The sequence below is a fragment of the Arthrobacter sp. sptzw42 genome, from assembly GCF_059089685.1.
Window position 1 is genome coordinate 15,255 of sequence record NZ_JBNHEX010000007.1, and the last position, 26,363, is coordinate 41,617.

Annotated in this window: 23 protein-coding genes and 1 pseudogene; 18 read left to right on the top strand and 6 right to left on the bottom strand. The window is 66.4% G+C overall.

Translation table 11 applies throughout. The features are described 5' to 3' along the window. Both AC5RT4_RS10565 and AC5RT4_RS10570 read right to left on the bottom strand, forming a co-directional pair. Window positions 1-894: an EamA family transporter gene (locus tag AC5RT4_RS10565; RefSeq protein ID WP_494040315.1), complete on the bottom strand. Its 894-nt coding sequence runs from the start codon at window positions 892-894 to the stop codon at window positions 1-3. 2 nt (window positions 895-896) lie between these two features. After that, window positions 897-1,526, bottom strand: coding sequence for a helix-turn-helix domain-containing protein (locus AC5RT4_RS10570; RefSeq protein ID WP_494105680.1), 630 nt, complete (start codon window positions 1,524-1,526; stop codon window positions 897-899). A 110-nt stretch (window positions 1,527-1,636) separates the two neighbouring features. Between AC5RT4_RS10570 and AC5RT4_RS10575 the strand changes: the two genes are divergently transcribed. The 4 genes from AC5RT4_RS10575 (at window position 1,637) to AC5RT4_RS10590 (ending at window position 5,456) form a co-directional block, all read left to right on the top strand. After that, the gene (locus tag AC5RT4_RS10575) at window positions 1,637-1,852 is read left to right on the top strand and encodes a hypothetical protein (protein WP_494040317.1); all 216 of its coding nucleotides are present in this window, start codon (window positions 1,637-1,639) and stop codon (window positions 1,850-1,852) included. 101 nt (window positions 1,853-1,953) lie between these two features. Then, on the top strand, window positions 1,954-3,066 hold the full coding sequence (uriH, locus tag AC5RT4_RS10580; RefSeq protein ID WP_494105681.1) for a uridine-preferring nucleoside hydrolase UriH: 1,113 nt from the start codon (window positions 1,954-1,956) through the stop codon (window positions 3,064-3,066). Continuing rightward, a complete protein-coding gene (gene uriT / locus AC5RT4_RS10585; RefSeq protein WP_494105682.1) occupies window positions 3,067-4,494 on the top strand; it encodes a uridine transporter UriT in 1,428 nt (475 codons plus the stop codon). After that, on the top strand, window positions 4,491-5,456 hold the full coding sequence (locus AC5RT4_RS10590; protein WP_494105683.1) for a ribokinase: 966 nt from the start codon (window positions 4,491-4,493) through the stop codon (window positions 5,454-5,456). The genes uriT and AC5RT4_RS10590 overlap by 4 nt, the downstream gene beginning before the upstream one ends. Before the next feature lie 92 nt (window positions 5,457-5,548). On the opposite strand, the gene AC5RT4_RS10595 is transcribed toward AC5RT4_RS10590, so the two are convergent. Beyond that, entirely contained in the window at window positions 5,549-7,114 is a 1,566-nt protein-coding gene (locus tag AC5RT4_RS10595) for a succinic semialdehyde dehydrogenase (protein ID WP_494105684.1), read from the bottom strand. A gap of 150 nt (window positions 7,115-7,264) precedes the next feature. On the opposite strand from AC5RT4_RS10595, the gene AC5RT4_RS10600 reads away from it, so the two are divergent. From AC5RT4_RS10600 to AC5RT4_RS10615, 4 genes are read left to right on the top strand one after another with little or no spacing between them, the layout of a single operon-like run. After that, window positions 7,265-8,287: an extracellular solute-binding protein gene (locus AC5RT4_RS10600; RefSeq protein ID WP_494040322.1), complete on the top strand. Its 1,023-nt coding sequence runs from the start codon at window positions 7,265-7,267 to the stop codon at window positions 8,285-8,287. Continuing rightward, a complete protein-coding gene (locus AC5RT4_RS10605; RefSeq protein WP_494040323.1) occupies window positions 8,284-9,975 on the top strand; it encodes an ABC transporter permease in 1,692 nt (563 codons plus the stop codon). The genes AC5RT4_RS10600 and AC5RT4_RS10605 overlap by 4 nt, the downstream gene beginning before the upstream one ends. Next, the gene (locus tag AC5RT4_RS10610) at window positions 9,972-11,129 is read left to right on the top strand and encodes an ABC transporter ATP-binding protein (protein WP_494040324.1); all 1,158 of its coding nucleotides are present in this window, start codon (window positions 9,972-9,974) and stop codon (window positions 11,127-11,129) included. The genes AC5RT4_RS10605 and AC5RT4_RS10610 overlap by 4 nt, the downstream gene beginning before the upstream one ends. 38 nt (window positions 11,130-11,167) lie before the next feature. Further along, window positions 11,168-13,756, top strand: coding sequence for an AMP-binding protein (locus tag AC5RT4_RS10615; protein ID WP_494105685.1), 2,589 nt, complete (start codon window positions 11,168-11,170; stop codon window positions 13,754-13,756). A 42-nt stretch (window positions 13,757-13,798) separates the two neighbouring features. Here AC5RT4_RS10615 and AC5RT4_RS10620 read toward each other — a convergent pair whose 3' ends face one another. Next, complete coding sequence (locus AC5RT4_RS10620; protein WP_494040326.1) at window positions 13,799-14,125, bottom strand: GYD domain-containing protein; 327 nt, start codon at window positions 14,123-14,125, stop codon at window positions 13,799-13,801. A 99-nt stretch (window positions 14,126-14,224) separates the two neighbouring features. On the opposite strand from AC5RT4_RS10620, the gene AC5RT4_RS10625 reads away from it, so the two are divergent. Both AC5RT4_RS10625 and AC5RT4_RS10630 read left to right on the top strand, forming a co-directional pair. Continuing rightward, the gene (locus AC5RT4_RS10625) at window positions 14,225-15,025 is read left to right on the top strand and encodes an alpha/beta hydrolase family protein (protein ID WP_494040327.1); all 801 of its coding nucleotides are present in this window, start codon (window positions 14,225-14,227) and stop codon (window positions 15,023-15,025) included. 60 nt (window positions 15,026-15,085) lie between these two features. Beyond that, window positions 15,086-16,024 (top strand): carbohydrate kinase family protein, encoded by a 939-nt coding sequence (locus AC5RT4_RS10630; RefSeq protein ID WP_494040328.1) that lies wholly within the window; start codon window positions 15,086-15,088, stop codon window positions 16,022-16,024. 194 nt (window positions 16,025-16,218) lie between these two features. On the opposite strand, the gene AC5RT4_RS10635 is transcribed toward AC5RT4_RS10630, so the two are convergent. After that, window positions 16,219-17,400 carry an ABC transporter substrate-binding protein gene (locus tag AC5RT4_RS10635; protein WP_494040329.1) on the bottom strand — a complete coding sequence of 394 codons (1,182 nt, stop codon included), beginning with the start codon at window positions 17,398-17,400 and terminating at the stop codon, window positions 16,219-16,221. Window positions 17,401-17,615: 215 nt separating this feature from the next. Here AC5RT4_RS10635 and AC5RT4_RS10640 point away from each other — a divergent pair, with 215 nt between their 5' ends. From AC5RT4_RS10640 to AC5RT4_RS10670, 7 genes are all read left to right on the top strand, one after another. Continuing rightward, on the top strand, window positions 17,616-18,158 hold the full coding sequence (locus AC5RT4_RS10640) for a TetR/AcrR family transcriptional regulator (RefSeq protein ID WP_494040330.1): 543 nt from the start codon (window positions 17,616-17,618) through the stop codon (window positions 18,156-18,158). Continuing rightward, window positions 18,155-18,508: a DMT family transporter gene (locus AC5RT4_RS10645; protein WP_494040331.1), complete on the top strand. Its 354-nt coding sequence runs from the start codon at window positions 18,155-18,157 to the stop codon at window positions 18,506-18,508. Before AC5RT4_RS10640 ends, AC5RT4_RS10645 begins: the two co-directional genes overlap by 4 nt. Continuing rightward, window positions 18,505-18,834, top strand: a complete 330-nt coding sequence (locus tag AC5RT4_RS10650) for a DMT family transporter (RefSeq protein WP_494040332.1) — start codon at window positions 18,505-18,507, stop codon at window positions 18,832-18,834. Before AC5RT4_RS10645 ends, AC5RT4_RS10650 begins: the two co-directional genes overlap by 4 nt. Before the next feature lie 57 nt (window positions 18,835-18,891). Next, a complete protein-coding gene (locus AC5RT4_RS10655) occupies window positions 18,892-19,485 on the top strand; it encodes a TetR/AcrR family transcriptional regulator (protein ID WP_494040333.1) in 594 nt (197 codons plus the stop codon). 358 nt (window positions 19,486-19,843) lie between these two features. Then, entirely contained in the window at window positions 19,844-21,565 is a 1,722-nt protein-coding gene (betA, locus tag AC5RT4_RS10660; RefSeq protein WP_494040334.1) for a choline dehydrogenase, read from the top strand. A 28-nt stretch (window positions 21,566-21,593) separates the two neighbouring features. Then, window positions 21,594-23,147: an aldehyde dehydrogenase family protein gene (locus AC5RT4_RS10665; RefSeq protein ID WP_494105686.1), complete on the top strand. Its 1,554-nt coding sequence runs from the start codon at window positions 21,594-21,596 to the stop codon at window positions 23,145-23,147. 120 nt (window positions 23,148-23,267) lie between these two features. Next, window positions 23,268-24,923, top strand: coding sequence for an APC family permease (locus AC5RT4_RS10670; RefSeq protein WP_494040336.1), 1,656 nt, complete (start codon window positions 23,268-23,270; stop codon window positions 24,921-24,923). 105 nt (window positions 24,924-25,028) lie between these two features. On the opposite strand, the pseudogene AC5RT4_RS10675 reads toward AC5RT4_RS10670, so the two are convergent. Further along, window positions 25,029-25,706 (bottom strand): annotated as a pseudogene (locus AC5RT4_RS10675) (polysaccharide deacetylase family protein); the annotation flags it as partial. Between AC5RT4_RS10675 and AC5RT4_RS10680 the strand changes: the two are divergent. After that, window positions 25,668-26,357, top strand: a complete 690-nt coding sequence (locus tag AC5RT4_RS10680; protein ID WP_494040337.1) for an endonuclease domain-containing protein — start codon at window positions 25,668-25,670, stop codon at window positions 26,355-26,357. The pseudogene AC5RT4_RS10675 and the gene AC5RT4_RS10680 overlap by 39 nt on opposite strands. The last annotated feature ends 6 nt before the right edge of the window (window positions 26,358-26,363 follow it).

Below are 26,363 nucleotides of genomic sequence, written 5' to 3' on the forward strand. Positions count from 1 at the left end.
CTAGCCCACGAAGTCGAGATCGGCGGGGCTGGCTGGCTGCTTTTTGCCTGGCCGGCGCCGGCCACCGCGCTGTGCTGCCGCTCCGGCCAGGACCACCAGCAGGATGCCGGCAAACTGGATTGCCGAGGGCTGCTGGTGCAGGATGAGCAGCCCAAGGACGATGCCGACCGCGGGCTCGAGGGCCATCAGTGTTCCGAACGCGGTGGGCGTCATCCTGCGCAGGGCAAGCATCTCCAGCGCGAACGGCAATACCGGCAGCAGGATGGCCAGCCCGGCGGCGGCCACCAGGATGTCGGTAGTGAGGTGGCCGGCGGCCTGCGGAATTCCGACGACGGCGGCCGCCACCGCGGCAACGGGCACCGTGAGCGTGAGCGCGCCGATGCCTGTGAACCGGTCGCCGATCCGTTGCGTGAGCAGAATATAGAAGCCCCACCCGAAGGCCGCCAGTGCGGCCCATGCCACCCCCGTCGGGTTGAAATCGCCCTGCCAGGGTTGGGTGAGCAGGACGACGCCGGCCAGTGCCAGGGCAGGCCAGGCAAGGGCTGTCCGGTTGTGGCTGCGGATGGCGGCCACCGTCAGCGGGCCGAGGAACTCAATGGCGACGGCGGTGCCGAGCGGTATGTGTTCGACTGCGGCGAGGAACCCAACCGTCATCACGCCCGTGGTGATCCCGAGTCCCAGCAGCGGCAGGACATCGGGACGGCGGATGGAACGCAGCGGCGGGCGGCCGATGGCCAGGAGGATGAGGGCGCCCATGCTGAGGCGCAGCCAGGCAGTTCCGGCCGGACCCACGGCTTCGATCATATTCACGGACAGGGCCGAGCCCAGCTGGACCGACAGGATGGCCGTGACGGCTAACCCCCATGGCGGGACCGGAACACTTCGCTGAGGCATCTTCAGTTTCCTTCGCCCGATAGTGCGGCTGCGGGGTTTTCCTCCGGGCGGTGTCCCGATCCGACGCCCGGTTCAAAAACCGCCAGCGAGAACCGTGCCGGTTTGCTGCCGGGGTTGGCGTAGGAATGGTCAACATCTCCCGGGAAGGAGACGGCGTCACCTGCCTGGAGGAGAAAATTTTCGTGGGCCACCACTACCGTGACGGACCCTTCGTGGACCTGGAGCAGCTCCTTGGTGCCTGCCGCGTGCGCCTCACTCCCATGCCGGTCCCCAGCCGCAAAGGTCCAGTCCCAGAGCTCCACGACGTCCGGTGATTCAGTCCCGGCCACCAGCACACCCCGGCCACCCGAGGCCGAACTCCACAGGGCCGCGCCGTCTCCACTCCGGGTGACCGTCACGGGCCTGGGACGCGGAGAATCCACCAAAGCGGGCAGGCCGATGCCCAGCGCATCACTGATGCGAAGCAGCGTTCCCACGCTCGGATTGGCGGCACCCTGCTCAACGTTGACCACCATGCGGCGGCTCACGCCCGCCGCCGCGGCGAGGTGGTCGAGGGTCAAGCCCCGTGACTGCCGTTCCTGCCGCACGCGGCCGCCGATAACAGCCGCAAGGGCAGATGTGCTTTTATCCATTAGTGCATCATAGTGCATTTTGTGTGCACTTCCTGTTTTACGAAATGGGCGCCGGGAAGGCGGACGGCGGCCCTCTTCCTGAAGCGCCGCCCGAGTGGGACGATGCAGGTATGAGCGATACAAGCGGAGGCGCTGCGCGCGACCTCGGCCCCCACCAGCATGCGCATGCGGCACCCAGTACGCAGCAGATGAGGACCATCGGACAGCGCCGGCGGGACGCGGAAGAGAAGCTGGAACACCACCTGCAGGAGGCGCGCCACAAGAGCGGGCATCACGGCCCGGCCGAAGAAGCGGACTCCGGGAGCGACGGCGCCGCGCAACGTTAAAGCTGGTTTCGTCGAAATCAAAGGAACCGTGAGGGCTCTTGGCATCAAGCGCTTGACCTGCAGCTACGTCAAGCGTTTGACGTGATGCTGCTTACGGTGCCATGATCTCTCCTGAACGCTTTCGCTCCCCGCCCTGCGCGGGCCCCAATGACGTGGAGATCATCGTGGAACCCACTGCCCACTCCCTGAACCAGGAATCCCCGGGACGCAAGAAAATCATTCTCGACTGCGACCCCGGGCATGATGACGCCGTGGCGTTGCTGCTCGCTCACGGCAACCCTGACATCGACCTGCTGGCCGTTACCACTGTGGTGGGAAACCAGACGCTGGAGAAGGTCACCCGCAACGCGCTGGCCGTGGGCACCATCGCCGGAATCACCGGTGTTCCCTTTGCCGCCGGCTGCGGACGTCCCCTGGTCCGCAGCATCGAAACCGCCCCGGACATCCACGGGGACAGCGGCATGGACGGCCCGGAACTGCCGCCGTCGGCCATTGAGCTGGACCCGCGCCACGCGGTGGACCTCATCATCGACACCGTCATGGCCCACGAACCCGGCACCGTCACTTTGGTCCCTACTGCCGGCCTGACCAACATTGCCATGGCTGCCCGCAAGGAACCGCGCATCGTGGAACGCGTGAAGGAAGTGGTCCTCATGGGCGGCGGCTACCACGTGGGCAACTGGAGCGCCGTGGCCGAATTCAACATCATCATCGACCCCGAGGCCGCCCACATCGTGTTTAACGAGAAGTGGCCGGTGGTCATGGTGGGCCTGGACCTCACGCACCAGGCGCTCGCCACCCCGGATGTGGTGGAAAGGATCGCCGCCATCGGCACCAAGCCCGCCCGGTTTGTCACCGAACTGATGGATTTTTTTGCGCACACCTACAAGGACGCGCAGGGCTTCGACGCCCCGCCGGTGCACGATCCGTGCGCCGTTGCCTACGTCATCGATCCCACCATCATCAGCACCCGCAAGGTGCCGGTAAACATCGAACTGCAGGGCACCCTGACCCTGGGCATGACGGTGGCCGACTTCCGCGCCCCCGCACCGGCGGACTGCAACACGAGCGTCGCGGTGGAGCTGGACCACGAGAGGTTCTGGAACCTCGTCACGGACGCACTGGTTAACATCGGTGAGCCGGCTGCCGGAGGCAGCCCGGCCGGCGTCGAACACCAGGAACGTGCCCACGCCACAGTGGGAGGGATCAAGTAAATGACTGCCACCGTCTCCGAAACCAAAACCAGCCGGGGCAACGTCACCGCCCTGATGACAGCCCTGCTGGCAGCCTGCGTGGCCTTCCAGCTCAATGCTTCGATGCTCAGCCCCGCCCTGGTGACCATGGGCGAGGAGCTCAATACTGACCAGGCTGTTATCGGCCTTTCCCAAACCTGGTTCTTCACCGCAGCCGCCCTGTTCTCCCTGTTCCTGCCCCGTCTGAGCGACATCATGGGACGGAAGAAGGTGCTCGTGGGCATGATGCTGCTGATGGCCGCCGGCTCGGTCATCGCGGCCCTCGCCCCTGACGTCACCTGGCTCTTCGTGGGCCGCATCATCCAGGGCGTCAGCGGCCCCACCGTGCCGCTCTGTTTGATCATGCTGCGCTCCGCGGTCAGCAACCCGCGGAAGTACGGCATCCTGATGGGCCTCATCACGGCCGTCAACGGCGGCGTGGCGGGCGTCGACTCCTTTGTGGGCGGGTACTTCGCCGAGCATTACGGCTTCCGCAGCATCTTCTGGCTCATGGTGGTTCTGGCGCTGGTAGCCACCGCCCTGATCACCTTCCTGGCGGGCGAAAGCAAGCCGGCCGCAGGCACCCGGATGGACTGGCTTGGCGTGTTCTTCATTGTGGTGGCCGTCGGTGCTTTGCTCACCGCCCTCAACGAGGGAGCCAAGCTGGTGGGCGGCTTCTCATCGGGCACCCTGATGCTGAGCCTCTCGCTGGTACTGGTGTCCGCGGTCGCGTTCTACCTGTTCTGGCGGACGGAAAAACGGACCAGCCAGCCCATGGTGGAAACGGTGCACCTGCGCCAGCGCTCCACCTGGGCGCCCCTGCTAACCACCACGTTGACCATGACCGGTATCTTCGCCGTCATCAACGGCATCGTCCCCGCGTACGTGCAGGCGGCCAGCCCGGGTTTCGGGATCGGACCCACGGAAATGTCGCTCATTATCCTCACGCCATATGCCCTGCTGGGCTGGGTGGTGGGGCCGCTTAGCGGCAAACTCGCCCCCGTGCTGGGTTACACCAGGGTGCTCCGTATCGGCCTCCTGGGCAGCATCGCGGCGCTTGCCGTCATCGCGTTCCTCGGCCTGAACAGTTTGCCGCTGATGATTGCCGGCACCGTCTTGCTGGGCATCATGTACGCCGGTACGGTCAACATCATGCTCAACGGACTCGGCGTTGTCCTCTCGCCCGCGGGCAACCCCGGCTTCCTGCCCGGCATGAACGCCGGCGCCTTCAACCTCGGCGCGGGCCTCAGCTTCCTGATCCTGCCCGCCGTGCTCGTGGCCACCGCTTCGCTCGGGGATGCCAAGGCGTCCTACCTGACCGTTGTGGTGGTCGGCCTCGCCCTAACCGTGGCCGCGTTCGCCGCCTCGCTGCTGATCCCCAAGCCGGTTGAGGCTGAGGTGGCCGAGTGAACGCCGCAGCTGGGAGCGCGGGCCGAATCGCCGTCGTCGGCTCCCTGAACGCGGACTTGACCATCTACTGCGAACGCCTCCCGCTTCCCGGCGAGACCGTGCACGGCAACGGGTTCGCCGTGAACCCGGGCGGCAAGAGCGCCAACCAGGCCGTCGCAGCAAGCCGCCTGGGCGGGAAAGTGAGCCTCGTCGGAGCCGTGGGGGAGGATGCGAACGGCAACATGCTGCTGTCCTCCGCCGCGGGCGCGGGGGTCGACGTCGGCCATGTGCGGACTTCCCCGGAACCTACCGGTGTTGCTGTGATCGCCGTGGACGCCAGTGGCGAGAACAACATCATCATCTCGGCCGGTGCCAACGGCACATTGTCGCCGGTGGACGTGGCGGAGGCCTCTGATGCCATGGCGGAGGCAGCCGTGGTGTGCCTGTGCCTTGAAGTCAGCATGGACACTGTGCTGGCCGCCGCCCGGGCAGGGCACGACGCCGGCGCCACAGTTCTGCTGAACCTCTCGCCGTATGGCGGGGTGCCGGAGGAACTGACGGCACTCACCGATGTCCTGCTGGTCAACGCCCACGAAGCCGCGCTGTTCCTGGGCGACGGTGCCGCTGCGCCGGGCCCTGACCTGGCGGATGCCGACTGGGACATGGTGCGGCTGCGGTTTGCCGAACACGGCATCCAGCAGGTCCTGGTTACGCTCGGTGCGCAGGGGTCGGTGGTGCTGGATTCGCTGGCGCCGGAGGACCGCAGGGTGGCCAGGATTGCTCCCACCACGGTCCGTGCCGTTGACACCACCGGCGCCGGCGACGCCTTCACCGGTGCCGTTGCAGTGCGGCTTGTCGCCGGCGATGGGCTTGCCGAAGCTGCCGCGTTCGCGTCGGTGGCTGCCGCCCTGGCCACCACCCGCAAGGGGACGCAGGCCGCGTATCCGGAGGCCGCTGACGTGGAGCGGCTGCTGCGGGCCTGAAAACCCCCCCCAGGCCCCGCCGTCGTGCTCTCCAGCCGGGCGCCCCGCAACTCCGGCCGGGCGCCCGGCGGCCGGTGTCTTCCAGGCGCGGGCTACCGGCCCATCAACCTGAGCGCACCCTTCACCAGCCGCGTGTACCGCTCGTTGGACACCCCTGGAGGAGCGCCAACCGGGAACAGCCGCTGCACGGCCACTGTTTGGGCCTCGGTGTACTTCAGGATGCCTTCCCTGCCGTGCCGGCGCCCGGCGCCGGAGTCCTTCATCCCGCCCATCGCCGCATCGTGCGAGGCCCACGCAGCGGAGTAGCCGTCGTTCACGTTCACCGTCCCGGCCATCACCCGGCGCGCCACTGATTCACCGTGCCGGGCGGACCAGACGCTGGCGTTGAGTCCGTAGCGGGAATCATTGGCAAGGGCGACCGCTTCGTCGTCGTGCTCTACCTGGTAGATGCTGACCACGGGCCCGAACGTTTCCTCCCGGGCCGCCAGCATCCCCTCCGTGACGTCCGTGAGGATGGTGGGTTCGTGGAAGAAGGGGCCCAGATCCGGCCGGGCGCTGCCGCCGGTCACGATCCTGGCTCCCTTGGCGAGCGCGTCCTGGACGTGGGCGGTCACCCTTTCCAGCTGCTTTTGACCCGTGAGCGAGCCCATGTCGATGTCCCAGCCGGTGCCCGCGCCCAGGCGGATCCCTTCCACCTGCCGGGTGAAGACAGCCAGGAATTCCTCGAAAACGGCACGGTGCACGTAGATCCGCTCCATGCTGATGCACAGCTGGCCGGAATTGGAGAAGCAGCCCTGCGCCGCACCCCGGGCTGCCTTCTTCAGGTCCGCGTCGGCGAGGACCAGCATGGCATTCTTACCGCCCAGTTCAGCGGAAAAACCGATGAGCCGCTCGGCGCACTGCCTGGCCACAGTCTTCCCGGTTTCGGAGGAACCGGTGAACATGAGGAAATCGACGGAGCCAATCATCGCGGACCCCAGAACCGGTCCCGGCCCGGTGACAACCCGGAAGAGATCCTGCGGAAGCCCGGCCTCCTGCAGCAGTTCCAGGGCAAGCAGCGCCGTAAACGGGGTCTGCGAATCGGGTTTGAGCACAACCCCGTTGCCGGCCAGCAGGGCGGGAACCGCGTCCGAAATGGCGAGGGTGAGGGGATAATTCCACGGGCTGATAACGCCCACCACGCCCTTGGGGATCCGGTACTCCATTGTCCGTGTCAGGCCCGGTGCGGCCCCGGTGCGGCGGGCGGGGTGCAGGTACCGTTCGGCGTTGCGCTCGTAATAGGCCGCCGTGAGGGCGGCATCAGCCAGTTCCTCAAACGCATTGAGCCGCGACTTGCCGCTCTCCCGCTGCACGAGGTCGAGGATGTCCGCTTCGCGCTCGAGGAGCAGCCTGCGGAAGCGCCCGACGACGGCGCGACGCTCCCTGAGGGGAACGGCGGCCCACTTGCGCTGGGCTGCCCGGGCGCCGGCAACGGCGGCCTCGACGTCGCCGGGAGTGCAGACGGGCACTTCGCCGATGGCCCCGCCGTCGAACGGAGAAAAGGACGCCTGGGTTGGCCGCCCCGGTGCGCTGGCCACAAGCTGCGAAAGATGCGGCGGTGCCAAGGGAGATCCAGGCTTTGTGGCTGGTACCGGTCCGGGCTGGGTGGTGCTTGTCATCGTGATCCCCTTTGGCCTCCGTTAGCTCCCGAGCCTACAGCGGGTGTCACCTTGGGTTCACAGTTCAAGCCGCCACGCCGAATTAAGATAGCCTTACCTTGCCAAATTCAGCTTGCGGTCACTGCCGCCCTTGTGAGAAGAGCTCCAGACGTGCCAATCCGACGCTTGATTGCTGCCACCGCAGGCCTTGCAGCCGTTACCGCCGCCCTGACCGGCTGCGGGATTGTCGGCGGGAAGCCGGCCGACCTGCAGATTTACTCGGCACGCCACTATGACCTGGAGGGTGCCTTCGGCCAGTTCACGGACGAGACCGGCATCACGGTGGAGTTCATCAGCGGGGACGACGCCGAGCTCCTTGAGCGGCTCAAGGCGGAGGGGGAGGACACCCCTGCCGATGTCTTTATGACCGTGGACGCCGGCAATCTGTGGAACGCCGCCCGCCAGGACGAACTTGCCGCCGTCGACTCCCCAGTCCTGAAGGAAGCAGTACCGGAGGACCTGCGCGACGCGGAGGGCCGCTGGTACGGCCTGGCCATGCGCGCACGGACCGTCACCTACAACCCGGACAAGGTTGACCCAGCAGAATTTGATGCGGCTGACACCTATGCGGGCCTGGCTGACCCTAAGTGGAAGGGCCGGCTGTGCATGCGCGACGCCACCTCTTCCTACACCCAGTCCCTGGTAGCGAGCCTGATCGGCCTCCACGGCCGGGAGAAAGCACTGGAAATCGCCAAGGGCTGGGTGGCCAACGACGTACAGATCATGAGCAACGACGTCCTGCTGCTGGAAGCCATCGACGCAGGAACCTGCCAGGTGGGAATCAACAATCACTATTACCTCGCCCGCACGCTGGAGGAAAAGCCGGACTTCAAGGTGGACCTCTACTGGGCCAGCCAGCAAGGCGCCGGAACGCACGTCAACATCTCCGGGGCCGGCGTGGTGGAGGGCTCCGACAACCCAGAAAAGGCGCAGCAGCTCGTCGAATGGCTTGCCACGAAGGGCCAGAACGCCTTCGTTGACGCCAACCACGAGTTCCCGGTCAACCCGTCCGCCAAGCCGGAGCCGGTCATTGCGGGCTTCGGGGAGTTCAAGCGGATGCCGTTGAACGCCGAAGCCTACGGCGACCTCAACGCCGAGGCTGTCGACCTGCTCGCCGAGGCCGGATACAAGTGACCGAAACGGCTGTCCTCGCTGAAGCGGGGACGCCGAAGCGCCGTCCCCGCCGGACGGCCGGTGCCGGCCGTCCGGCCTGGGCAGCACTCGTCGCAGTGGTGGCTGCGGTTGTTGTTACGCCCGTTCTCGCGGTGGTCCTTGACGGCCTAGGCAGCCTGGGCAGCACCGCGCCGCCGCGGGATCTTCCCGGGATGGTGCTGACCACCTTGCTGCTGATGCTCGGCGTGGGTGCGGGCTCGCTCCTTGTGGGCGGCGGCCTGGCCTGGCTGGTGACCGCCTACCGTTTCCCCCTGCGCAACCTCTTCGTTTGGCTGCTGGTTCTTCCCCTGGCCGTGCCTGCCTACATCCTGGGCTTCGTCTTCCTCTCCGTGTTCGACGTGTCCGGGCCGGTGCAGACAGCCCTCCGCACGGCGTTCGGTGCAGACGTGTGGGTGCCCGAAGTGCGTTCGCTGCCGGGAGCGATCCTGGTGATGTCGCTGTCCCTCTACCCGTACGTGTACCTCCTGGCCCGCACCGCGCTGATTGAGCATACGGCCGGAACCTACGACGCCGCCCGGACCCTGGGCGCAGGACGTGCCCGGGCGCTGCGCCGCGTCCTGCTGCCACTGGCCCGGCCGTCACTGGCCGCGGGCATGTCCCTGGTGATGATGGAAACCCTGACCGACTTCGCCACGGTGCAGTACTTCAACGTCCAGACCGTTTCCGTGGGCGTCTACCTGGTCTGGAAGGGCACCTTCAACTTCCACGCGGCCACCCAGCTGGCCGTGCTGGTGCTGCTGTTCGCCGTCGCCGTGCTGGCGGGAGAGCGGGCCCTCCGCGGCAGGGCACGGTACCACCGGCAGGGCGGCCGGGGGCAGGGCCTGCAGTCCCGGAGGCTCGACGGCGGCCGCGGCTGGGGAGCTGCCGCTCTTTGTGCCGCGGCCGTCAGCACGGGCTTCCTGATTCCGGTGTTCCAGCTGCTGGCGTGGGCTGCCGGGGGAGCTGCCAGGAATCCGGGCTTCCTCGCGGATCCCCGCTTTGGCGAGTACATCATCAATACGGTCCTGGTGGCGGCAGTTACCGCTGCCGTCTGCGTGCTCATCGCCGTGGCCGTGGGACACGGAGTGCGGCTGAGTGGGGGCAGGTTTGTCTCCTGGGCGGCGCAGCTGACCACGTTCGGATATGCCGTGCCCGGCGCCGTCGTGGGCATCGGCGTGCTGATCTCGTTTGCTGCCCTGGACGATGCACTGGAAACGGCAGGCGTTCCCGGCGGCACCGGACTGCTCATCACCGGATCCGTGCTTGGCATCCTGTACGCCTACGTCATCCGGTTCCTGGCGCCTGCCTACCAGGCAGTGGACTCCAGCTTCGCGAAGATTCCCATGACCCTCACCTTTTCCGCCCTAAGCCTGGGCGCGGCACCCCGCCGGATCCTCGCACGGGTGCACGTACCCCTGGCCAGGTCCGGAATCGCGGTGGCCCTGATGCTGGTGGCCATCGACGCCGTCAAGGAGCTGCCCATCGTGCTGCTGCTGCGGCCGTTCGGGTTTACGACGGCGTCAGTGTGGGTCTACGAGCTGGCGCGCGAAAACTTCTGGGAGAAGGCCTCGCTGCCCGCGCTGGTGATCGTGGCAGCGGCCATCCTGCCCGTCCTGGTTCTGGTCCGGCAGGCCCGAAGTGTTGAAACCTCTGGAAGGGCCCCGGCATGAGCATAAGGGCACACGGACACCGTCCCGGCGGGACCGGCGGGGCTGAGGCAGCGCTGGTGTTTGAAGGCGTGAGCAAGCACTACGGCTCAACCCTGGGCGCTGACAGCCTGGACTTCGCCATCCCGGCCGGCGAACTGGTGACCCTGATCGGCCCCTCGGGCTGCGGGAAGTCCACAACGTTGCGCCTCGCCGCAGGCCTGGAACGCCCGGACCAGGGCATCATCCGGGTCGCCGGGGATGTGGTGGCGGACAACCGCCGCTTCGTGGAACCCGAAAAGCGCCGGGTGGGGCTGGTCTTCCAGGACTACGCGCTGTTCCCGCACATGACCGTGGCGCAGAACGTCGAGTTCGGCCTAAACCGCCTGACCCGCGCTGAGCGCCGGGCGCGGACCGGGGAAGTGCTCGACCTCGTACGGCTCAGCCACTACGCCGGCAGGTATCCGCACGAACTCTCCGGCGGCGAGCAGCAGCGCGTGGCCCTGGCCCGCGCCCTGGCGCCCCGCCCCGCCGTCGTGCTCCTGGACGAACCCTTCTCCAGCCTGGACGAATCCCTGCGCGCGCAGGTCCGCCGCGACACCGTGGCTACGCTCAAGGAGGCCGGGACCACCGGGGTGCTGGTCACCCACGACCAGACGGAGGCGCTGTCCGTGGGCACCCGCGTGGTGGTCATGCGCCGCGGCGTGATTGAACAGGCGGACACCCCCGAGAAGGTGTTCGAACAGCCCGCCACCCGGTTCGTTGCCTCCTTCATGGGCGACGCCGACTTCCTCCCCGCCCATGTGCACCGCGCCCTGCTGACCTGCGAGATCGGCGTGGTTTCCACCGTCCCGGGCTGGGCCAACAGCGAAGCGGACGTCGATGTGGTGCTGCGGCCCCACGAGGTGGCCCTGCAGCCGGATGCAGACTCTCCCGCGCGGGTATCCGCCATCGAGTACCACGGCGCGTTCGTGCTCCACTACGTCACGCTCGCCTCGGGACGGACGGTGCGCTCCTGGCAACCGCACACCGTGCGCCACCCCATCGGCACCCCGGTAGCCGTGACGGTGGCGGCAGGAACCACCCCCACCCTGCTGCTCGGTGACCGCGCCATCACCTCACCACCCCCGGGCAGCTCCCTGGAGCCGCGCCCTTCAGTACCACTTCAGCTCAGTTAGGCACTCCCCATGCTTACCCTTCCCACCCTGGTGGCGCTTTGACAGCGCAGCCCGGGCTCGCCCGCGTCGCGTTCACGGACCTCGCCCGCCACGGAGACCGCCCCGCGGTCCATACCCCCAATGGCGTCCTTTCCTACCGGGAGCTTGCTTCCCTGGTGGACGACCTTGCCGCACGGCTGGGCACCGAGCGCCGGCTGGTGGTTCTGGCCGCACGCAATGACCTGGACTCCCTGGTGGGCTATCTGGCGGCGCTCTCGGCGGGGCATCCACTGCTGTTAGCTCCGGCGGACAAGCCCGACGCCCTGGCATCCCTGCTGGACGCCTACGATCCGGACGTGTTCCTTCGGCCCGGTGACGGCGGCGGGGTACCGCTGCTGGAGGAGCGCCGCCGCGGGACCCGCCACCACCTGCATCCCGAGCTGGCGCTGCTGCTGAGCACTTCGGGTTCCACCGGCTCCCCGAAACTGGTGCGGCTCTCGCACGCCAACCTCAAGGCTAACGCCGAGGCGATAGCGGAGTACCTGCACATCGGACCCGAAGACCGGGCCGCCACCACACTGCCGCTCCATTACTGCTACGGCCTCTCAGTCATCAACAGCCACCTGGTCCGCGGAGCCGGGCTGGTGCTCACGGACCTTTCGGTGGTGGACCCCTGCTTCTGGGACCTCTTCCGGGAACGCCGGGCCACCTCCTTCGCAGCCGTCCCCTACACATTCGACCTCCTGGAACGGGTGGGCTTTGCGGAAAAGGACCTGCCCCACCTGCGCTACGTCACCCAGGCCGGCGGCCGGCTGGCGCCGGAGAAGGTGCGCTCGTGGGCGGAAACCGGGCAGCGCCGCGGCTGGGACCTCTTCGTTATGTACGGGGCAACCGAGGCGACGGCCAGGATGGCCTACCTGCCGCCGGATCTCGCCGCGGACCATCCGGAAAGCATCGGCGTCCCGGTGCCGGGAGGCGCCTTCCGCATCGAACCGGTGGAGGACCTGGCGGACGGGGAACTGGTCTACAACGGCCCCAACGTCATGCTCGGGTACGCCGAGCAGCCGGCGGACCTGGCACTCGGCCGGGAAGTCCACGAACTGCGCACCGGCGACCTCGCCCGGCGGCACCCGAACGGGCTGTACCAGGTGGTGGGCCGGCGCAGCCGGTTCGTCAAGATCGTGGGCCTGCGCGTTGACCTCGGGCAGGTGGAGAAAATCTTCGCCGACATGGGGATCACCGCCGCCGCGGCAGGCTCCGACGAGGGCCTCGTGGTCGCCGCCGAAGGCGACCACGACGGCGGAATGCTCGCCAAAACCCTTGCCGGCACCATAGGTCTGCCCCGCGCCGCCGTCGCAATCCACCCGGTGGAAGCCCTTCCGCGCCTGGCTACCGGCAAGGTGGACTACCCCGCAGTACTCCTGCTTGCTGCGGCGGAGCCCGCTGCGTCCGCTGCCGCGCCAGCCGCGCCCGCCGGTGCTGCCGGGGACCCCGCTCCTGCCGGCCCGGCCGCGGACACGGACATCAGGCGCATCTTCATCGATGCCCTGGAATGTTCCTCCGTTGCCGACGATGACACCTTCGTCTCTTTGGACGGGGACTCCCTGTCCTACGTGGCGGTCTCGGTGCGGCTTGAGCAGGTCCTGGGGCAGCTGCCGCCGGACTGGCACCTCATCCCCGTGCAGGAACTGGAGCGCCGCCGGCAGCCGAAGCGGCGTCGGTTCGTCTCCTTCCTCGAGACATCGATCGTGGTCCGCGCCGCCGCCATTGTGTGCATCGTGGCCACACATGTGGAACTGTTCATGTTCCAGACCGCCCACCTGCTTTTCGCAGTGGCGGGATACAACTTCGCCCGGTTCCAGCTGGCAGAAGCACGCCGTCCCAGGCTGCGCCGGCAGCTCCGCGGCGCGGCCCGGATCGTGGTGCCGTCGGTGGCGTTCATCGCACTGGCCTACCTGCTCACGGACCGCTACACGGTTGCCAATATCTTCCTGCTCAATGCCATGGTGGGGCCGCAGGAGGTGACCACGCAGTGGCACTTCTGGTTCGTGGAACTGCTGGTGTACATCCTGCTGGCCATGGCAGCGCTCATGGCCGTGCCGTGGGTTGACCGTTGGGAGAGGCGGGTCCCGTTTGCCTTCGCGCTGGGACTGGTGGCCATCGCCCTGCTGAGCCGTTACGACATCATTGACCCCGGCCTGCCCAAACCTCCGCCGGTGTTCTGGATCTTCGCGCTGGGCTGGGCGCTCGCCCGGGCCCGCACCCACCTGCACCGCCTGACCGTCTCCGCCATTACCCTGCTGACCCTGCCCGGCTTCTTCAACAGCACCGTTCGCGAGGTCACCGTGGCCGCGGGCATCCTTCTGCTGGTCTGGGTGCCGGCGCTGCCCGTGCCCGCCGTCCTGCGCAAGGCCACGGGGTGGCTTGCCGCGGCGTCGTTGTACATCTACCTCACGCACTGGCTGGTCTATCCGGTGCTCTTGCCCATCAACCCGGTCCTGGCCGTAGTGGGTTCCCTGGTGGTGGGAGTTGGCTACTGGGCCTTGTGCCGGTGGCTGCCCGGCGCCGCTGCAGGTCTCTGGGCCCGGTGGTTCAGTTCAGCCGGCAGGCAGCGGCGCGCAGCGGCGGAACATCCGGCGCTAAGGTGATCCGCCGCCGTCGGGTGCTCAATGGTGATGCTGACCCTGCCGTCAGCTGCCCGGCGGCCGGTACTTGATTTCTCCGGCTTTTTGCAGGGCCTCCATGGTTTCCTCGACGCTCATCAGCACTGTGGTTTCGAACGAGCTCAGGGCGCCGCCCCCGCTGATGGCCAATGCCACCGCTGCCATGGAAACGTTGTCCGGGGCTTCCCAGAGGTTGTAGCCATCGTGGCTGCCGAAGGCGTACCAGAATCCGTGAAGCTTTCCGCCCACCGATTCGATGTAGGTCTGGGCCGCCTTCCGCCGGTCTTCCGGGTTGTTGATCAGCCGCCCCCAGGTCTCCGGCGTGTAGCTGAACTTTGACAGATAGAGCGGCATCTCGTGTCCTTTCAGGTACTGCAGGGGTGGATCCACCCAGAATGGCAGCGCCCCGCCCGGACGGCAACGGCCAGGTGCCTCCGGCGGTAGGCTCGGCTCATGGTGCAGCGGCATAGGTATTACTACGGCGATGACTCCAGCCAGTGGGGTGAGCTGTTCCTCCCTGACCTGGCCGACGCCGGTACTCACCGAGGCGTGGCTGTGGTGGTCCACGGGGGCTACTGGCGGTCGAAGTACGGGGCAGAGCTGGGGGAGCCGCTGGCCCAGGACCTGGCTGCGCACGGGATGGCGGCCTGGAACGTTGAGTACCGCCGGGCGGGGAACGGGGGCGGCTGGCCCCACACGTTCTCCGATGTCCTGGCAGTAATCGACAAGCTGGGGGAGATCGCGGAGACCCATGCTCTGGACCTTGCCAAGGTGGTGGCACTGGGGCATTCCGCGGGCGGGCACCTCGCCGTGTGGGCGGCCGGGCGGGACCGGCTGGGAGGGCTGGGTCTCGAGGGTGAGCACCGCGAGGTCGGCGCCAATGCTGACGGCGTCCGCCTCACTGGAGTGGTAAGCCAGTCCGGCGTCCTGAACCTTGCCGAGGCCGAAAGGCTCAACCTCAGCAGCGGTGCCGTTGCCAACCTGTTGGAGGGGCCGTCGTCGGAATTCCCCGGGCGGCACCGGTACGCAGACCCAATGGCCGCCCTGCCGCTGGATGTTCCCGTGTACGCCGTCCACGCAACCGGGGACGAGGACGTGCCGCCCAGCATGTCCACCTCGTATGTGAAGGCGGGCCAGGCCGGGCCCGCGCCGGCCCGGTTGATTTACGTGCCCGGGGACCACTACGCGCTGATCGATCCCTCCGCGCCGGTATACCTCAAGTGCCGGGAACTGGTTCAGGAGCTGCTGCGCTGAACGGATCTGCTGCACTGAAACGATCTGCTGCCCGTCCCACTTCTCTGGCAGAGTATGACCATGCTCACTGTTATTGGCGAAGGCCTCGTCGACGTTGTCCAGCGCGCGTCAGGAATTGAAGCCCACGTGGGCGGCAGCCCGTTGAACGTAGCGGTGGGCCTCGCCCGCCTCGACCACCCCGTGCAGTTCATTGGCAGGTATGGCCGTGATGCCTACGGCGATTCCGTCGCCGCCCACCTGCGTGCCAGCTCCGTGATGCTGCCGTTGGGTCCGGACGAGCTGCCCACCAGTGTGGCCACCGCCCTGATAGACGACGACGGCGCCGCCACCTACACGTTCGACCTCACCTGGGAGCTTCCCGGGATCGCTGACCGGCTGGCCTTTATGCTGCAGGGCACCACCCTGCTGCACACCGGCTCGATCGCCACGATGCTGGCGCCCGGGGCCACGGACGTGCTCGCCGCCGTCGAATACGCCCACCCGCGGGCCACCATCAGCTTCGACCCCAACTGCCGGCCCAGCATCATCACCGACGTTGCCTACGCACGCCGCCATGCGGAGAAATTCGCGAGCCTCGCGGACGTGGTGAAGGCGTCGGATGAGGACCTCGCCTGGCTCTACCCTGACCTGGACGTCCTGGATGCGGCGCGAAAGTGGCTGGACCTCGGCGGAAACGAGGGGCCGGCCATGGTGGTGGTCACGCGCGGAGCAGACGGGCCGTGGGGAATCACCCGGGCGGGCGAAGCCCGGGTTGCAGCTCCCCGGGTTGAGGTGGCGGATACGGTGGGCGCGGGGGACTCATTTATGGCTGCGCTGCTTTCCGGCCTGGTGGACCGAGGCCTGGACGGCGCCCAGAACCGCAAAGACCTTCGGGAGCTTCCGGCCGAGGGCCTGGCCGAGCTCTTGGCGCACGCGGCCAAGGCCGCAGCCGTCACGGTCTCCCGTCCCGGCGCCAACCCGCCCACGCGGGCGGAGCTGAACGGGCATATGGAGGAGTAACCGGTCTGGTGCCCTTCGACGCTCTCTCACTTAATGGGTGTTTAACGCCGACGCTCTCTCAGCTGATGCGGGTTAATCGCCAACGCTCTGTCACTTCCCAAGGGAGAGTGAGAGAGCGTTGGCGGAAAAGCTGCAGGAACTGAGAGAGCGTTGGCGGAAAAGCTGCAGGAACTGAGAGAGCGTTGGTGGCCGCGTTACTCTTTGCCCAATCCCGCAGCGGAGGTCTTTTCGCCCGACACTTCATTGAGCGCCCGCAGGTCGAAGATGCCGTTTATGTCGGCCTGCTTGGTGGTCCCGGCAGTGACGCCGTCGGCCAGGAGCTTCTGGTAGGTTCCGGCCAGTGGGTCCACGGTGAATACGATGTTCTTCAGGGACCGGTCAATTACGTCCGCCTTGAGCTCGGCTCCGGCGGCCTCCTTGAGGGCGGCGTTGATGACGCTGGCTTTCTCGCCGTCTGCAGCCTTGTTCAGCCACTCAACCGACTTCACGTGGCCCTTCAACAGCGCCTTGACGGTGTCCGGGTGCTCGGCGGCGAACTTCTGGTTCACGATCAGGATGGTGGTGGGGAACTCGCCCGGCTTACCGGACAGCGAGCCGTCCCACAGGTCCTTTTCATCCACCAGGACCTTGGCTCCGGCGGTCAGCACCAGGCGTGAGGCCCAGGGCTCCGGCAGCCACGCGCCGTCGAGCTTTCCATCCTGGAAAAGCTTCAGGGTCTGGGCGTTCTCGGTGGGGTTGATGGCGACGTCGCCGCTGCCGTCGACGTTGGTCTTGTAGCCCTGCGCGGTGAGCCAGGCGCGGAGGGCGACGTCCTGTGTTCCGCCGAGCTGCGGAGAGGCGAGGGTCTTGCCCTTGAGGTCTGCTGCGGAGTTGATCTCCGGTTTCACCACCAGCTGTGCGCCGCCGGCGGCAGCACCGGCAATGATGTTGACCGACTCACCGCCACTCTTCACGAATGAGTTGATGGCGGGATTCGGGCCGATGTAGGTGGCGTCAATCGCGCCGGCGTTCAGCGCCTCGATGGCGGCGGGTCCGGCGTTGAAGACCTGGGTAGTCAGCTTGGTGTCACCCAGTTCGTCTGCGATGTGGCCCTGGCTGACACCCACCAGCGCAGGCGCATGCGTAACGTTGCCGAAATACCCGAGCTTCAGTTCAGCGGCGGGGTTGCCGGCCGGGGCGCTCTGTTCGGCGGTAGCAGTACCGGCGTTGTTGCTGTTGACGGCGGAGGCGACGGCGGCGCCACCACCCACGAGGGCAAGGACCGCTGCGGCGATGCCGACTTTCAGGCCGAGGGGGCGCTTGGGTGCTGCCTGGCCAGCGACGATGCGCGTGGAGGGTTCCGTGTTCCGGGGGCTCTTGTCTGTGGGTTCTGACATGGGGAATTCCTTTGCTGGGGTCTGATGCTGAGTTGAGAGTACGGAGCGCCCAGCGGCCCCACAATCGTTCCTGTAGCAAGGGTTCACGGGACGACGCGGAAGCTCAATATTCCGTAGTTGTGCGTCAAGAAACGTCGCGGCACGTCGCATTCGTGCGCCCGCGAACTCGTGGAGCGCAGCCCCATGCTTTACCTTCCGGATGGTAAAGTTTCAATGTGAGAGAGAGCCAGCGCCCGCAGATACTGGAGGCTGGATTACGCATAGCCGCAGGCACTCAAGGTGCCGCTATCACCCTGGACGCGGTGGCATCCGAGGCAGGGGTTACCAAGCCGGGTCTGATGTACCACTTTCCCAACCGGGATGCGCTCATGACCGCCCTGGTTGAGTACGCAGCATGCCACATGGGACGAAGGATGACTGAGCTCCTCGACGCGCGGGAGGCCAGCGTCATTGAGCGGTACCGCTCATACGTTCTGGCGGCAGCTGACGGGCAGATGATGCGGGCGGAGTGGGCGCTGTGGTTCCACTCTGCGTACAGGACCGAGCTCCAGGAAGCCTGGGCCCGCCATCTGGACCCTTGGCTCCTAATTCCGGAGGGAACACCGCGTGGCCAACGCACCCGGCTCATGACTGCCCGCCTGGCAGCTGATGGACTGTGGGCTGCGCAGGCCAGTGGTGTGGCCGCCCCCGGCGAACCGGACCGGTCGGAAATTGTCACCCACATCCTTTCCCTGATCGGCGAAGGCGGTGCGGAGTGAAGCAGTGGTTGTGCCTCGGCGGAGCAATCATCACGGAGGTCTCGGCAACCCTGGCACTGAAGGCGGCCCTGGATGCACCGGGCTGGTACGCCCTTGTCATTGCGGGGTACGTCAGCGCCTTTTCCCTTTTGTCCGTCTGCCTGCGACTGGGCATGACCATCAGTGTCGCCTACGGCGCATGGGGCGCCGGTGGTGTCTGCGCCACCGCGTTGCTGTCGGCAAGCATTTTCGACGAGCCGCTCACATGGCTGATGGGCTTTGGCATCGCACTCATCCTGGCCGGCGTGATTACTGTTGAAGCCGGAGCGCAGAACGCCCACAGTGCCAAACAGGGAAATGAAGAGACATGACCTGGGTTTTCCTAAGCCTGGCCATTCTTTTGGAAGTTGCAGCAACAATGTCCCTTCGCGCTTCTGAGGGGCTGAAGAAGAAGCTGTGGCTCGTCCCCATCGTCCTGGGCTACGTGAGCGCGTTTGGTTTTCTTGGCCTGGCCCTTGCCGGCGGGATGCCCCTGGGGGTGGGGTACGGCATCTGGGTGGCCTGCGGAGTCGCGCTGACGGCGGTAGCCAGCCGCATCCTGTTCAAGGAACCACTCACGCCGCAAATGGCCTTCGGGATCCTGCTCATTTCCGCCGGAGTGCTCATTGTTGAAATAGGTGCGCGTCAGGCCCACTAGAGCACCATCACCAGTCGTCGGTATGCGCCGTCACAGGTTTCCCCATATTCTGGCCAAGTGGATACAAGCACCGTGAACTCCCGTGAACAGGGCGAGCAGGTTGACCGGCAGCAGCGCATTCTTGATGCAGCCCTGGACCTGCTGTCGCACCGCGGGATCTCGGGAGTGAACATGCGTGCGGTGGCCCGCGAGGCAGGTGTCGCCCTCGGACTGGTGAACTACTACTACGAAGACAAATCGAGCCTGATCCGTGCGCTGCTGCACAGCGTGGATAAACACGACCTTGCGCTGGTTGCGCCGGACCCGGCATTGCCCCCTGACGAACAGCTCCAGAATGCCCTCCGCCGGGTTGCGGGCCCGGAACTCCTGACCACGCGGTACCTGTCCCTGCGCCTTCATCTTTGGGCGCTGGCGAGGGCGGACGAAGACTTCGCCCTGATCAACGCGGCGGCGTTCGACCGGTATTTGGACGGGCTTGCCGCCCTGATAGGGAACGCCAAGCCCGAGCTGTCCGCCACGAAATGCAAGGAGCGGGCCGCCGATATCGTTGTCCTGCAAAACGGTATGTGGCTGACCGCGCTCCTTGGGGTGGACAAGGAATCCATCCGGCGGAGCATCGCCCGCACCGAAGAGATCGCCTTCGCCGCCTGACGCCAGGCCGCAGCACGCCTCCTAACGGCCGCAGCCAGCAGTCCACATCGTTGGCCTGCCCGGAAGACGCTATCCGCTCCGCGTCATATACCGGCAAGAGCGCGACACATAGCAAGGGCAAGCGCCCATTCCCGCGCCGTTTAGGGAAGTGATGTTTCGCGCCCGTAAATTGTTGAACACTTGTCCAGTTTTCCTATTGAACACTTGTTCAACGTGCACTACTCTCCTTGGATATGACCTACGCCACACCAGGGAATACCGCGGATTCTCCGGCTAACACGGTCACCCTTTCGCATCCGGAAGAACGACGACCCGATCGGGCCAGTGACTGGCATCGGGTAAAAGGAGACTTTGCAGCATGACAAAAGACAGCTACGACTACGTCATCGTCGGCGGCGGCAGCGCGGGTTCCGTGCTGGCCGACCGGCTGAGCGACGGGGGCAACAGCAGCGTCCTGGTTCTCGAAGCCGGACGCAGCGACTACCCCTGGGACCTTTTCATCCAGATGCCCGCCGCCCTGACCTTCCCCAGCGGCAACCCGCTTTATGACTGGCGCTACGAATCTGACCCGGAGCCCTACATGGGCGGCCGGCGGGTTGCCCACGCCCGCGGCAAGGTTCTCGGCGGCTCCAGCTCGATCAACGGCATGATCTTCCAGCGCGGAAACCCGCTCGACTACGAGCGGTGGGGCGCTGACGCCGGCATGGAAACCTGGGACTTCGCCCACTGCCTGCCCTACTTCAACCGGATGGAAAACGCCCTCGCCGCAGACCCGGACGATGAACTGCGCGGCCATAACGGCCCCCTCGTCCTGGAACGCGGCCCGGCCACCAACCCGCTGTTCCAGGCGTTCTTCACCGCCGCGCAGGAGGCCGGCTACCCCCGCACGGACGACGTCAACGGGTACCGCCAGGAGGGTTTCGCTGCCTTCGACCGCAACGTCCACAAGGGCCAGCGGCTCTCCGCCTCCCGCGCCTACCTCCGTCCCAACTTCGGCCGGACCAACCTGACCGTCCTGACCCGGGCCCTGGTCACCAAGGTCAACTTCAAGGGCAATGTGGCAACGGGCGTCACCTACCGCCGCAACGGCAAGACCCACCAGGTCAACGCCGGCGAGGTGATCCTGGCCGGCGGCGCCATCAACACCCCGCAGCTGCTGCAGCTCAGCGGAATCGGCGACGCGGCACACCTGAACTCCCTGGGCATCAACTCGGTGGTCAACCTGCCCGGCGTCGGGGCAAACCTTCAGGACCACCTTGAGGTCTACATCCAGCACGCCTGCACCCAGCCGGTCTCCATGCAGCCGGCCCTGGACGTCTGGCGCATGCCGTGGATCGGCATGCAGTGGATGCTGGGACGGAAGGGACCGGCAGCCACCAACCACTTCGAAGGCGGCGGGTTCGTCCGCTCCAACGAGGATGTTGCGTACCCGAACCTGATGTTCCACTTCCTCCCGGTCGCCGTCCGTTACGACGGCCAGAAGGCGGATGCGAAGCACGGCTACCAGGTGCACATCGGCCCCATGTACTCTGACGCCCGCGGCACGCTCAAGATCAAGTCCACCGATCCCACGGTGCACCCGTCGATGGTGTTCAACTACCTGTCCACGGACCAGGACCGCCGCGAATGGGTCGAGGCCATCCATGTGGCCCGTGACATCCTCGGCCAGTCCGCCATGCAGCCCTTCAACGGCGGCGAGCTTTCACCCGGCCGCGCCGTACAGACGGACGCCGAGATCCTCGACTGGGTGGCCCGTGACGCCGAAACCGCACTGCACCCGTCCTGCACCGCGAAGATGGGGCCGGACACCGACCCCATGGCCGTGGTGAACCCGCTGGACATGACGGTGCACGGCACCAGCGGCCTGCGCGTGGTGGATGCGTCCGCAATGCCCTATGTCACCAACGGCAATATCTACGCGCCTGTCATGATGCTTGCCGAAAAGGCCGCGGATTTGATCGCCGGCAAAAAGCCCCTGGCTCCGCAGCACGCAGATTTCTACCGGCACGGCCTCAGCCCGCTGGAGCGGAACGGCGCCCCGCTCACTGCGGCAGCGGCTGCAGCGGCGGCAAAGGTCTAGGCATGATGGATGTAAAGAAGGAGACACGATGACCGCCACCGTTGAAGCAGTCCACCAGGCCGGGAAAGCCCAGGACGTAGTCAAGGGCCTGTATATCGACGGCGCCTGGCAGCAGGCGCCCGACGGCGGCACCACGGTGGTGCGCTGCCCGGCGGACGGGCGCGAGGTGGCAATTGTCACCTCGTCAACGGCGGAGGACGCAGAGCGGGCGATCGCCAGTGCCCGGGCCGCGTTCGACCACGGCCCCTGGCGGAGGCTCACCGACATCGAACGGGGCGCCGTTATGCTCCGCGTCGCGGAGCTGCTCGAGCGGGACAAAGCCGTCTATGCCCGGGCCGAGGCACTTGACACCGGCAAACGGCTTGTCGAAGCCGAGTACGACATCGACGACATTGCCGCGTGCTTCCGGTACTACGGCAAAATCGCCGGTCTGGATGCCGGCCGGGTAATCGACACCGGCCGCCCTAACACCATCAGCCGCGTGGTGTACGAGCCGCTGGGCGTCTGTGCCCTCATCGCCCCGTGGAACTACCCGCTCCTCCAGGCCGCCTGGAAGGTGGCCCCGGCGCTCGTCGCGGGAAACTCGTTTGTGCTCAAGCCCAGCGAACTCACCCCGTCCACCTCGATCCTGCTCATGGAAACCCTCGCCGAAGCCGGCATTCCTCCCGGCGTTGCAAACCTCGTGACCGGAAAGGGATCGAAGGTGGGCGGCCCGCTCAGCTCCGACCCGCGCGTCGACCTCGTCTCCCTCACCGGAAGCCTCGCGACCGGCCAGACAATCATGGCCGCCGCTGCGGAAACTGTGAAGCGCGTCGCCTTCGAACTCGGCGGAAAGAACCCCAACGTGGTTTTCGCGGACGCGGATTGGGACGCCGCCGTCGACAATGCCCTGACCGCGGTGTTCCTGCACTCCGGCCAGGTCTGCTCGGCAGGGGCGCGGCTCGTCGTCGAGGAGACCATCGCTGAGCGTTTTGTGGCCGAGGTTGTGGAGAGGGCGAAAAGGATCCGGATGGGCGGACCGTTCGATCCGGATGCCGAGACGGGCCCGCTGATTTCCGCCAAGCACCGTGATCAGGTCCACGCCTACGTCCAGGCCGGGATTGCTGAGGGCGCCGAGCTGTTGTGCGGCGGCTACATACCGCACGAGGGACCCCTCGCGGAGGGTTTCTTCTATCCGCCCACCGTGCTCGGCAACTGCCGCTCCGGCATGAGCGTGCTGCTGGAGGAATCGTTCGGCCCGGTGCTGACGGTCGAGACGTTCCGGACCGAGGCGGAGGCCGTGGCGATCGCCAACGACACCGAATACGGCCTTGCCGGCGCAGTCTGGACATCCGATGCGTCGAAGGCGCAACGTGTTGCGGGCGGCCTCCGGCACGGAACAGTATGGATCAACGACTATCACCCGTACGTCCCGCAGGCGGAGTGGGGCGGCTTCGGGAAGTCCGGCATCGGCCGGGAGCTTGGCACCGCGGGACTCAATGAGTACCGCGAGGCAAAACATATCTGGCAGAACATCCAGCCCGCACCCAGCGGCTGGTTTGGCTCACCTGCCGGGGACGCCGGGGTGGGGGCCGCGGGATAGCGACAGCATTTGGGGGAAACGGCCGGGCGCCGCAGGCGTGGCGCCCGGCCGCCGATATCACCTGCGTCCAATGGAGGCCGCGGGGCATCATCATCGTGCTTTTCTCACCTAGGAGTTCGTATGTTGGAACCCAGCAAAAGTTCTGATTCAAGCGGCATGGACGAGTTCGGCTATGCCCAGACCCTGGACCGAAGCATCGGCAAGTTTGCCAGCTTCGCGGCCGGCGTCAGCTATATCTCCATCCTCACCGGTGTTTTTCAACTGTTCTACTTTGGCTTCGCCATGGCCGGGCCGGCCTACGCATGGTCCTGGCCCATCGTCTTCGTCGGCCAGCTCATGGTGGCGCTCTGCTTCGCCGAACTGGCCGGCCGCTATCCCGTGGCCGGATCCGTGTACAACTGGGCGAAGCAGCTCTCATCAGGAACGTTCGCCTGGCTGGCCGGCTGGCTGCTCCTCATTTCCTCGATCGTGGCGCTGGGGGCCGTTGCCCTGGCGCTGCAGCTGACGCTGCCCCAGATCTGGTCCGGTTTCCAGATCATCGGAGACGGCACCGGCACGTACGATTTCGCCCTTAACGGTGTGTTGCTCGCCAGCATCATGATTTCCATTTCCACCCTCATCAACGCCTTCGGTGTGAAGCTGATGACCAAAATCAACAGCATCGGCGTGTTCGTGGAGCTCGCTGCCGCCGTGCTCCTGATCCTTGCCCTTGCCTGGCATGTGGTGCGGGGGCCTGAAGTCCTGTTCAGCACCGCGGGTTATGGCATGGACCACGACCTGGGCTTCTTCGGGGTGTTCCTTATCGGCGCCATGGCTTCCGGCTACGTCATGTACGGCTTCGACACCGCCAGTTCGCTGGGGGAGGAGACAAAGGACCCGAAAAAGACTGCTCCGAAGGCCATCCTGCGGGCCATCACAGCGTCCTTCATCCTCGGCGGGCTGATCCTCCTCGGCGGCCTCCTGGCCGCCCCGGACCTGAACGACCCCAAGCTGGGTGCTGCCGACGGCGGCCTGCAGTACATCGTGCTCTCCGTGCTGGGAGGCCCGTTCGGCAAGGCCTTCCTGGTGTGCATCGTCGTGGCCGTGATCGTCTGCACCCTCGCCGTCCACGCCGCCGCCATCCGTATGATGTTCGCCATGGCCCGGGACAACAATCTGCCCTTCAGCCGGCAGCTCAGCAAGGTGCACCCCGAGCGGAAGACGCCCACGGTGGCGGCCATCGTCATCGGAATCATCGCCATGATTCCGCTGATCGTCAACGTCTCGCAGCCCGCGATCTTCACCATCCTGTCCAGCATCAGCATTGTCCTGATCTACCTTTCCTACCTGCTGGTCACCGTCCCGCTGCTGCGGCGGCGCTTCCTGAAGAAATGGCCGCTGTCCGACGAAAGCCACGGAAAATCCGGCTTCAGCCTCGGCAAGTGGGGTGTCCCCGTGAACATCCTCGCGGTCCTGTGGGGCGGCGCCATGACGCTGAACCTGATCTGGCCGAGGCCGGAAATCTACAACTCCGTCCCGCCGTTCGAGTGGTACCTGCAGTGGGGCGGAGTGATCTTCGTGGCCACCGTCATCATTACCGGCGTCCTGATGTACCGCCTGAAGCTCCGGCACCACACCGGTGTCCTCGCCGAACACGCTGCCTCCACTCCCGCACCTGCGCTGCGGCGCTCCGCCCCGGAATCTTCGGCTTCCACTGGCCTGGCAGGGGCCACTGTCCACGCCGGAGCTGCACAGTCCACCGCAGACCTGGCCGAGGCCGGCCAGTCACGTCCATAACGTCCACGCCTAAAGCGCTCACCAGGCACTGCGTCCGGAACTGACGTATCCCCTAAGCGAAACGGAGGGGGACTGCACCTTCAGGTGCGGTCCCCCTCCGTTTTCCTATCCTGCCGCAGAGGTGCGGGTGGACTCCCGTACGGCCGGAGCCGTAAATCTTGCCCCCGTATCGGGGAAGCCCGGCACGTCGATCCGGGCGTGGGTGTGGACCTCCTGCACCGCCCTGCGGGTGTGTTCTGCGATGTCCTCCATGGTGGTCACCCACATGCCGTCCATCCCCTTCACCCGCTCAATCAGCCGCTCCAGGGCCACCGCTTTGGATGGCCGGCCGGAAATGAAGGGGTGGTTGGTAAGGACGAAACAGCTGCCCTGGGCGTGGTGTGCCTCCGCCTCCAAAGTCCACATTTCCAGGACCTTGGCCGGGCTTTCAATTACGCCGCTGCCGGTTACACCGGGGTAGAAGGCGTACTGTTCCCAGTCGTCCAGGGCCCAATCGACGGGGATTTCCACGATGTCCCGTGCGTCACCGGGGGCGACGCTGAAGCGGTAGGGGGCGTCACCGTCGAGCAGGCTCGAATCGTAGAGGAAGCCGCGGTCCGCCAGGAGCGCCGGGGAGTGCCAGTTGAGCTCCCACCAGGGTGCCCGGAAGCCCACCGGCTCCACGCCCGCAGCTTTGGCGAGCGCCTCCAGTCCGCGGTCGATGTAGCGCCCCTCCGTTGCTGCGTCGATGCCCTGCATCGGCTCGTGCAGGTAGCCGTGGTGGGCCACTCGTTGCCATCGGTCCGCCGCAAGGGCGTGTTCGGGCACACCGTCCTGGTGCTTGAAGGTGAAATTGAGCTGGTTGACGGCATCCATCTGACCACCCGGTCCCGCACCTGGCTCGATCTGGCCCGGGTCCTGCCGCTCCATGACCTGGTAAGCATGGGTGACGAACTCGTCCGCACCCCGCGTGTGGATTTCGAGGGAAGGACGCAGCCGTACGACACCCTCTCGGGGCTGCGCATCCTGGTGGCCCGGCACCCCAATCTCCAAGGCATTGTTCGGGCCCGTGAAGCGTTGGATCTGATGCGGGCCGGTGCCGACTCAGCGCCGGAATCGCTGTTGCGACTCGCAATCGGTGACGCGGGCCTGCCCGAGCCCGAACTCCAGGTGCCATTGCATCCAGGAGAACCGAGGTCGCCGTCGGCCGATCTCGGTTATCGTCATCGCCGCCTTGCAATTCAGTACGACGGCGAACATCACCTCGGTGAGGCACAGATCCTTAGCGACAGGAGGCGGGACAAGGCGTTCGAATCAGCCGGCTGGACCGTCCTGGTTTTCGACAAAGACGATCTTGCTGACGATTTCCGGCGGGCAGTGGAGGGAATCAAACGTGCCCTCCGGAACGGGTGGCTGGACCACCCACAGGCCTCCGGGTTTGCCAACGGCGACTGAGCTCCA

Excerpts from the sequence above, each read along its gene's own strand:
- AC5RT4_RS10670 (WP_494040336.1), top strand. The coding sequence starts at position 23,268 with ATGTTGGAACCCAGCAAAAGTTCTGATTCAAGCGGCATGGACGAGTTC.
- AC5RT4_RS10650 (WP_494040332.1), top strand. The coding sequence starts at position 18,505 with ATGACCTGGGTTTTCCTAAGCCTGGCCATTCTTTTGGAAGTTGCAGCA.
- AC5RT4_RS10630 (WP_494040328.1), top strand. The coding sequence starts at position 15,086 with ATGCTCACTGTTATTGGCGAAGGCCTCGTCGACGTTGTCCAGCGCGCG.
- uriH (WP_494105681.1), top strand. The coding sequence starts at position 1,954 with ATGATCTCTCCTGAACGCTTTCGCTCCCCGCCCTGCGCGGGCCCCAAT.
- AC5RT4_RS10565 (WP_494040315.1), bottom strand. The coding sequence starts at position 894 with ATGCCTCAGCGAAGTGTTCCGGTCCCGCCATGGGGGTTAGCCGTCACG.
- AC5RT4_RS10595 (WP_494105684.1), bottom strand. The coding sequence starts at position 7,114 with ATGACAAGCACCACCCAGCCCGGACCGGTACCAGCCACAAAGCCTGGA.
- AC5RT4_RS10575 (WP_494040317.1), top strand. The coding sequence starts at position 1,637 with ATGAGCGATACAAGCGGAGGCGCTGCGCGCGACCTCGGCCCCCACCAG.
- betA (WP_494040334.1), top strand. The coding sequence starts at position 19,844 with ATGACAAAAGACAGCTACGACTACGTCATCGTCGGCGGCGGCAGCGCG.
- AC5RT4_RS10625 (WP_494040327.1), top strand. The coding sequence starts at position 14,225 with ATGGTGCAGCGGCATAGGTATTACTACGGCGATGACTCCAGCCAGTGG.
- AC5RT4_RS10570 (WP_494105680.1), bottom strand. The coding sequence starts at position 1,526 with ATGGATAAAAGCACATCTGCCCTTGCGGCTGTTATCGGCGGCCGCGTG.
- AC5RT4_RS10635 (WP_494040329.1), bottom strand. The coding sequence starts at position 17,400 with ATGTCAGAACCCACAGACAAGAGCCCCCGGAACACGGAACCCTCCACG.
- AC5RT4_RS10620 (WP_494040326.1), bottom strand. The coding sequence starts at position 14,125 with ATGCCGCTCTATCTGTCAAAGTTCAGCTACACGCCGGAGACCTGGGGG.
- uriT (WP_494105682.1), top strand. The coding sequence starts at position 3,067 with ATGACTGCCACCGTCTCCGAAACCAAAACCAGCCGGGGCAACGTCACC.
- AC5RT4_RS10665 (WP_494105686.1), top strand. The coding sequence starts at position 21,594 with ATGACCGCCACCGTTGAAGCAGTCCACCAGGCCGGGAAAGCCCAGGAC.
- AC5RT4_RS10610 (WP_494040324.1), top strand. The coding sequence starts at position 9,972 with ATGAGCATAAGGGCACACGGACACCGTCCCGGCGGGACCGGCGGGGCT.